The sequence below is a fragment of the Streptomyces actinomycinicus genome (genome assembly GCF_016741775.1).
GTDB classification, from domain to species: domain Bacteria; phylum Actinomycetota; class Actinomycetes; order Streptomycetales; family Streptomycetaceae; genus Streptomyces; species Streptomyces actinomycinicus.
Map to the genome: position 1 here is coordinate 1 of NZ_JAERRK010000047.1, position 7,687 is coordinate 7,687.

The window sequence follows — 7,687 nt, forward strand, 5'->3', positions numbered from 1 at the left end:
CCAGCCCGAGACCAGCGCCGGACCCGTCGCGGTGACCGGCTACTGCATAGGCGGCCTGCTGGCGGTGCGCACCGCTGCGGCCCACCCCGGCCAGGTGGCCGCCGTCGCCGGATTCCATGCCCCCGTGGGCGCCGCCGGGCCCGACACCCTGCGCCGCCTCAGCGCCAAGGTCCACTTCGGCCACGCCGAAACCGACCTGACGTCCGAGGGCCTCGGCGAACTCAACCAGACCTTGGACGCCGCGGGTGTCGACTACACCTCTGAGATCTACCCCGACACCGTCCATGGCTTCACCATGGCCGACACCGACGCCTTCAATCCCGCGGCGCTGCAGCTACATTGGGACCACCTGCTGCCCCTCCTCGGCCGCACTCTGGCCAACTGTTGAGGCCCCGGCCCTGAAACCGAACCTGAAGTGCACGGCTCCGCAGTCCTCGGGGGCGTTGCGAGAATGCTGGTCACAGCGACTTTTTGATGGCGGCGACCAGCACGGCTGCTTCGTAGCGGACGGCGGCACCGCCGCGCAGGTGCCGCCCGCGGGCACCCGGTCATACCTCCGGGTGCGCTCCCGCGCCAATGGCCTGCACCATCGCCGCGCATAGCGCCGACCTACGCGAAACCGTCCGCCGGCAGTACGGCGCCGACCTACGCGAAACCGCCCGCCAGCAGTACGCTGCCGCAGCCGTGAAGGTCACCAAGGGCGGCAGCCCCTGTTGCGGGCCCGACCCGGTCGAGGTCGACGAAAACTTCGGCTCCACCCTCTACGCCGCCGACGACCGCGACACGCTGCCCGCCGAAGCGGTGGCCGCTTCCCTCGGCTGCGGCAACCGCACCGCCGTCGCCGGACTCCGCGAGGGGAACGGGTCCTTGACCTCGGTTCCGGCGGCGGCATCGATGTATCTCTCCGCCCGCCGTGTCGGCCCCACCGGCAGGGCGTACGGACTGGACATGACCGACGAGATGCTCGGCGTCGCCCTGGCCAGCGCCGCGAAGGCGGGCATTGCGAACGTGGAGTTCCTCAAGGGCACCATCGAGGCGGTCCCGTTGCCCGGGGAACGCCATCGACGTAGTGATCTCCAACTGTGTGGTCAGCCTGTCCATCGACAAGCTTGCCGTGTTCGCCGAGACTTTCCGCGTGCTGAGGCCCGGCGGCCGGATCGGCGTCTTCGACGTCGTCGCCGACGACGCCCTCACCCCTGAACAGCGGACCGGTCGTGGTGACTTCGTCGGCTGCATCGCGGGTGTGCTGTCCTTCACGGAGTACCGCGCGGGACTGGAGGCCGAGGGGTTCACCGAGATCGGGATCACCCCGTCGCACGCGGTCGCTGACGGCCTGCACTCCGCGATCGTCCGCGCCGTCAAGCCGCAGACCGTCACGTCACCGTCGGCCTCCGGGCAGGTGGAGAGCGCATGCTGCGGGGTCAACGCCTGTTGCAGTCCGGCCGAGACCCCGCAGGACCCGGCCGTGACCGTGACCGAGGCCAAAATGGCCTCGGGATGCGGATGCCAGAGCTGACGGGACTTCCCGCCCGGAGCAGAGGAACGCGGCGGCGCCCTGAGAGAGAGGTCGCTGTGCCCGGTCTCCCGGCACGAGCGGCTGATCACTCAGGCCGCGGGGTGAGGTGCCGTCCCGGCCGCCGATGTCGTGGAGGCCGGTAGCCCCACGACGGTGTTCGGGCGGCCTTGCTGGGCATCGAGCTGGGCGAGCGTGTCCTGGGCTCCGGCAAAACTGACCTCCCTCCCAGCTCGCCGAGCTTGCCCAGCCCCCTCGCGTTCGGCTCGATGATGCGGGACAGGAGGTTGTCCCGAATTTTCACCAGGCGGCCGCGCTGGCCAGGGCACGGCCGACAGCCTGGGACAGCGTGGTTCTGCGCCTCGGCAAGCCGGCCGACATCACCGCCGGCCTGACACACATCTGCGCCCGCGTATACGCCCCCCATCGCGTTCCCCCTCCCGCGGAGCGGCGCGCCGGCAGCCGTGCGTCATGGCCGTCGGTTTGCCTCCACAGGGGACGCCCAGCACTCTTGAAGTAGCGGCAAAAGCACCGTGGCAAGCCAGTCGGGACTCCCTCGACAAACCGACCACTCATGTGAATCCGGTTCAGCCCGGCGAGTCTTGGAGAGCACTCCCGGCCGGCGGGGCGTGCATGGGCGGCAGCTGTCATTGCGTTGCCACCTCTCGATGACCGCTGTGCGGTGGTACATCCAGCGCAACCGAAAGCGTCCGAGTCGAAAGTTTTCGACATGAGAAAATTGTGGGTCGGCGTCGCTGCAATGTCACTCTTGATGCCCGGGCAGCTACTCGTTCTTTCCGGGACTGCATACGCGACGGACACCAGCGTGTTCGTGGAGCAGAGCACCAAAAATTTGGTAGTCCTGTCGGAAGCAGGAGCAAATAACGTCATCAAAGTCACCGCATCGGGGCCTGATTATGTTGTCACCGATTCGGGAGCCGCGCTCATCGGAGGCAACGGGTGCACGGCATTCCCAGCGGAAGTACGTTGCCCTGCCACGGGAATAGCGCGCATCGTCGTCCGCGCGGCGGACGGCAACGACGACGTTACAGTCGCTCCGAATATTCTCGGTTTCGTCGCTCTCTACGGCGACGATGGCGACGACGCACTTCAATTCGGATCCGGTGGGTTCTTGGCAGGCGGCGAAGGAAACGACAAGCTGTTCGGTGGGCGCGGCGACAACATAATTTTCGGGGGGACGGGCGATGACGAACTGTACGGTGGGCCAAGCCTTGACAACCTCAACGGCGAAGAGGGCAACGACTATCTCTATGCGCAGGAAGGCGGCGACACCCTCCGAGGCGGCAGGGGAGAGGACCAACTCATCGCAGGTGCCGGCAACGACACGCTCGAATGCGATCAGGACCGTGATTATTGCTACGGCGAGGACGACAACGACACCATCGACGGCGGAACCGGCAAGGACTATGTGAGCGGTGGAAATGGGGACGACCAGGTGACGGGTGGCGTGGAAGATGACGTCGTTCACGGTGACGCCGGCTCGGATTGGGTACGCGGAGGTACCGACGACGACATTTTGCTGGGTGGTGAAGGCTGGGACTCCCTCGATGGCGAGCCTGGTAATGATCATATCGAAGGTGACGCCGGACGTGACAAGCTATGGGGCGGGGTGAATGATGACGACCTCTTCGGTGAGCTCGGCGACGACACCCTTCATGGCGACGGCGGAAATGACTTTTTGAACGGTGGGGCCGGCACCGACAAATGCCGCGGCGAGCAAGTAGTGCGCTGTGAGCGGTGACCTACCTCGTGCCTCATGAAACGTCATCGCACCTGGATGGTTGGGTAGGCCGTAGTTCGTAGTCGGGATCGTTGAGCGGCTGGTGCCGTATGAGTTGTGCGACATGTCCCAGCGGGCGGCGCCCGAGGCGCCGTCGCGGCCCCGGGGCGGTGGCCGACGTCGGCACGGCGACCGGGAAGTAGTGGTGGCAACCGTGGTCGTCGCCACCTCGGGCAGCACCTCGCAGCGGCTGCCTGCAGCGTCGTTCGGACTCTCCGGTGCGACCGCCCATAGGCGCATGTCCGAGTGGTCGATGGCCAGGGTGTGGGTCAAGCTCCACCGCCTGGCCCTCGACGACCTCGGCGCCCGCGGCGTGGGCACGGCACCTGCCATGGCCGCCCCCGCAGCCCTACCCAGTCCGGGCGCGCCAGCTGCACCCCTTTGACCTGGTGGGCGTCCTCCCAGGCGCGGCCACATCCGAGATCGTCCAGCGACGGATCCGGGCGCCCCCAGTTGGCGTGGACCGCAGTGAATCCATCCGCTCTCCCCTGCAGCCCGGTGTCTCAGCTCGGAGCTGAGCCTCCCCGTCGGGGTCGTGCTCGTCGGCCGTCCGGGTCGGCACGTCGCAAGCTCCTCCCGTGGAATACTCCGCGCACTCGCAGGCGGGCGGCTCGCCGCCTTCGCTGATCGCCTCGCAAAAGCTGCCCACGCCGTAGGCGCCCACCACCTCTCAGACGCTGTCGTACGCCATGCCGCACAGCAGGCATCCGACGGGTCGTGCACCGCCGTTGCCCATGGTCGTGCTGTATGCGGTTCCGTGTGGTGAGGCACATGACCCGCGCCTGGACTCCAGTATCGCGTGCGGCGCGGATGTCTTCGTCGGTGGCGACACTCGGGCGACCGCCGACTCGGCCGCGCTCGCGGGCGGCGGCCAGGCCTTCGTCGGTGCCGATGACGCTGAGTTCGCGGATGCACTCAGCGAGGGCGGCGAAGACGTAGAAGACGAGCCGGCCGCCGGGGACGGTGGTGTCCAGGTTCCGTGCAGCGAGGTGAAGGCGATTCTGCGGTCGCGCAGTTGGGCGACCATGTTGATGAGGTCCTGGAGGCTGCGGCCGTAGCGGTCCAGGATCGGGACGACGAGGGTGTCGCCGGGTCGAGGAAGGCGTGGCGCGCCTTCAGCTCGGGGTGGAGCGCGTTCTTGCCGGACTCTTGTCCGCGAAGATCTTCCGGCACCCAGCAGCAGTGAGCGCGTCGAGCTGCCGCTCCAGCTGTTGCCAAGTCTCGCGCGTCGGACAGCAGATTCTGCAGGTCCGGCGAAACCCCTTGCTTAATGGTCAAGAATCGTTGACCATTGGTGACATGCCTACCGATGATCTTCCCGAGGCGTTTCACGTCACCACGGACGAGCAGCTGCGCGCCGTCTCCAACCTCACGCGCCACCGGATCATGGCCGTGCTCCGCTTCGAGCCGGCGACGATCACGCAGATCGCCGAGCGGGTGGGCCTTGCGAAGGGAAGTTCGAGCTATCACGTGCGGCTGCTGGAGCGGGCCGGCCTGGTGAAGGTGGTACGGACGCGGAAGGTTCGGGGCGTCACCGAGCGGTACTACGCGATGGCCGCACGGTCGATCGTGCTGCCGGACCCAGGCGAGGGAGGGCCGGATGTGCTGATGCGGCACGCGGTGGCAGACCTGGAGGCGTCGCCGGCGGATGGCGAGCGGCACGTACGGATGGCGCATCTGCGGCTCACCGAGGAGCAGTTCGCGCAACTGGGAGCGCGGCTGCAGGCACTGGCGGACGAGTACCGGGAGCTGTCCGACCCGTCGCTGCCGGACGCGTCACTCGTCTTCGCGCTGTTCCACCCGGCACCGCGCGCCCAGGCCGAAGGGGGCACCAAGTGACTTCAGGCGTTCGACAGTTGCCGACCGGATTCGGACGGCTGTGGACAGCGCAGACGGTGTCCTCGCTCGGTGACGGGGTGTCGCATGCCGCGCTGCCGCTGATCGCATTGACGTTGACGCGTGATCCGATGGCGCTCGCCGTCGTCACGGCGGCCGGGACGCTGCCGTGGCTGCTCTTCGGAGTGCTCGGCGGTGCGCTGGTGGACCGCTGGGACCGTCGGCGCACGGTGTGGGTCATGGACGCGGCACGTGCGGGGCTGCTCGCGATACCGGCGGCAGCGGCCGCGCTCGACGTACTGAGCATTCCGCTGCTCGCGGCCGTCGCCTTCCTGCTCGGCCTCGGCGGACTCTTCTTTGACACGGCCGCCACGGCCTATCTGCCGGATCTGCTCGGCCGCGACCCCGCACTCCTGGAGCGGGCCAACTCTCGCTTGCGCGGAGCCCAGACCGCCATGTCCGGCTTCGCGGGGCCGCCTGCAGGCAGTGCGCTGCTCGCGCTAGGGCGGGCGGTTCCGCTGCTGGCCGACGCGGTGTCGTTCTTCCTCTCCGCACTGCTCGTACGGTCGCTTCCCGCCATGCCCCGGCCCGTGCCGGAGATCCGCGAGTCGCTGCTTCGGCAGGCGCGGGCCGGCGCCTCGTACGTCTTCCGGGACCGGTTGCTGCTCGGGCTCGCGCTCCGTCCGGCGGTCGGGAACATCGCCTTCCTCGCTGTGGAGACCGTACTCGCCCTCTTCGCGCACGACCGCCTCGGCATCGACACCTACGGCTTCGGCCTACTCCTCACGACCGAGGCCACCGGCGGTCTGCTCGGTGCAGGCATCGCCTCCCACCTTGGCCGACGACTCGGCACTGGCACCGCCCTGACCTGCACGGCCGCAGTCGAAGGGCTTGCCATCCTGGGCCTTGCTGCTGCCCCGAACCCGTACGTGGCCGGGCTGGCGCTCGCCGTCTGCGGGGCCGGCATGGGCGCCACGATGGTGCTTGGGCCCTCCCTCCGGCAGGCGATCGTCCCGGCCCACCTCATGGGTCGGGTCGCCTCCACCTCCCGCATGCTGGCCATGTGCGCCGCCCCCTTCGGGGCCTTCCTCGGCGGCTGGCTGGCCACCACCTACGACATCCGTACGCCGCTCTACGCCGCCGCCGGTCTCCTCCTGGGGATGACGGCCGTCACGGCATCCATGACCAGCAACCGCCGGGTCGAAGCGGCGCTGCGTGCCGCTGCCTCGGCCAGCGACCCGGATGACCCGGCGTCCAAGGATCTCGCCCAGGAGAGTGCACCCGGCTTGGTGTGATGCCTGCCGCCTGGTCGGTCGGGTGTGCTGGCCGTCCATCCTCGTCGTCCTGGCGGCGTCCCGGTCCCGGAAGGGCGCAGGCCCTGACCGGGGCCGCTGGCTTTGATGTTGAACAGGAAGCGGCCCAGGAAGTTGATGTGCCGGTCCCCAACGCCTCGGTGAGCCGTCGACCGACGGCGCGCAACTCACCCATGAGTTGGCCAGCTGGCTGCACCGGCGCCACGCGCAGGCACCGCAGGGCCTGGAGTGCGGGTGGGCCGCGGCGGCGGCCGCCTGAGGCCGGCACTTGCGCGACGCCGGGGTCGCTCTGCCGCCGTCCGTCCTCACTCGCAGCCTGGTCCTCACCGGGGGAGGAGGATCACGCGGTCGAAGACCTGACGGTCACCACACTCAGGGTGGCCCGATGTGGCTTGCGGGCAGGTTCTCGTCCGCAATGCCGCGCCCTAGACTGCGACCGCCCGAAATCTGGCGATCTTTTGGAGGGCGTGCAGCATGAACCGAACTCTCATGACCGCATTGGCGGTGGCAGCGTTGGTCGTGTCCGGGGGCAGCACCACCGCCTCCGCTTCCGATGCCCCGCCGCGAACCACGCAGGGTCCTTGCCAGTACACCCAGACCCCGGACGAGCCGGCGGCGCGGCCGGTTCCCCTGCCGCCCGATCCACGACGCACCCCCAGTCACGGCAAGGTCGGTATGGCTGTCCGGACCAGCCAGGGCCCGCTCCCGCTGCGTCTGGACCGGGCGAAGGCGCCGTGCACGGTTCAGAGCTTCGTGCATCTGGCGCAGCACCGGTTCTACGACCGTACGGTGTGCCATCGGCTGACGGCGTATCCGACGCTGAAGGTCCTGCAGTGTGGCGACCCGACCAGCACCGGCGAAGGTGGGCCGGGGTACAAGTACAAGGACGAGCTGCCGGTGGACCTGCCCCCGGCACCGAGTGATCCGACCGGCGTCCGTCGCCTCTACGGGCGCGGCTTGCTGGCGATGGCCAACGCCGGGCCGAACACGAACGGTTCACAATTCTTCGTCGTCTACGGCGACTCCGCGCTGCGACCGAACTACACGGTGTTCGGCACGGTCGGTGCCGCCGGCCTGGAGACGCTCGACAAGGTCGCTGCTGGCGGTATCGCACCAACTGCGCGAGAACCGGCGCCTGTAGACGGCACGCCCGTGCTGCGGACCGAGCTGCTCAGCGTCCGACCGTCCTGCCAGCCTTGACGAAGTGTGGCGCGGTCAGCGCGG

The 7,687-nt window shown here is 68.7% G+C and carries 6 protein-coding genes and 2 pseudogenes; 7 read left to right on the forward strand and 1 reads right to left on the reverse strand.

Features of this window, described 5'->3' with window-relative positions; translation table 11 throughout:
- The 4 genes and pseudogenes from JK359_RS38285 to JK359_RS38300 form a co-directional block, all read left to right on the forward strand.
- Window positions 1-388, forward strand: a 388-nt coding sequence (locus JK359_RS38285) for a dienelactone hydrolase family protein (RefSeq protein WP_201844331.1), incomplete at its 5' end; no start/stop codon positions are given.
- Between the two features lie 188 nt (window positions 389-576).
- Window positions 577-1,516, forward strand: a pseudogene (locus tag JK359_RS38290) (methyltransferase domain-containing protein).
- An 829-nt stretch (window positions 1,517-2,345) separates the two neighbouring features.
- Window positions 2,346-3,275 carry a calcium-binding protein gene (locus tag JK359_RS38295; RefSeq protein ID WP_201844333.1) on the forward strand — a complete coding sequence of 310 codons (930 nt, stop codon included), beginning with the start codon at window positions 2,346-2,348 and terminating at the stop codon, window positions 3,273-3,275.
- A 103-nt stretch (window positions 3,276-3,378) separates the two neighbouring features.
- A pseudogene (locus JK359_RS38300) lies at window positions 3,379-3,627 on the forward strand (transposase); the annotation flags it as partial.
- A gap of 357 nt (window positions 3,628-3,984) precedes the next feature.
- Here JK359_RS38300 and JK359_RS40520 read toward each other — a convergent pair.
- Entirely contained in the window at window positions 3,985-4,497 is a 513-nt protein-coding gene (locus JK359_RS40520; RefSeq protein ID WP_372445536.1) for a recombinase family protein, read from the reverse strand.
- Window positions 4,498-4,613: 116 nt separating this feature from the next.
- On the opposite strand from JK359_RS40520, the gene JK359_RS38310 reads away from it, so the two are divergent.
- From JK359_RS38310 to JK359_RS38320, 3 genes are all read left to right on the forward strand, one after another.
- Window positions 4,614-5,153 (forward strand): ArsR/SmtB family transcription factor, encoded by a 540-nt coding sequence (locus JK359_RS38310; protein ID WP_201844336.1) that lies wholly within the window; start codon window positions 4,614-4,616, stop codon window positions 5,151-5,153.
- Window positions 5,150-6,445, forward strand: coding sequence for an MFS transporter (locus JK359_RS38315; RefSeq protein WP_201844338.1), 1,296 nt, complete (start codon window positions 5,150-5,152; stop codon window positions 6,443-6,445). Before JK359_RS38310 ends, JK359_RS38315 begins: the two co-directional genes overlap by 4 nt.
- A 492-nt stretch (window positions 6,446-6,937) precedes the next feature.
- Complete coding sequence (locus JK359_RS38320) at window positions 6,938-7,663, forward strand: peptidylprolyl isomerase (protein ID WP_201844340.1); 726 nt, start codon at window positions 6,938-6,940, stop codon at window positions 7,661-7,663.
- Window positions 7,664-7,687 lie beyond the last annotated feature (24 nt).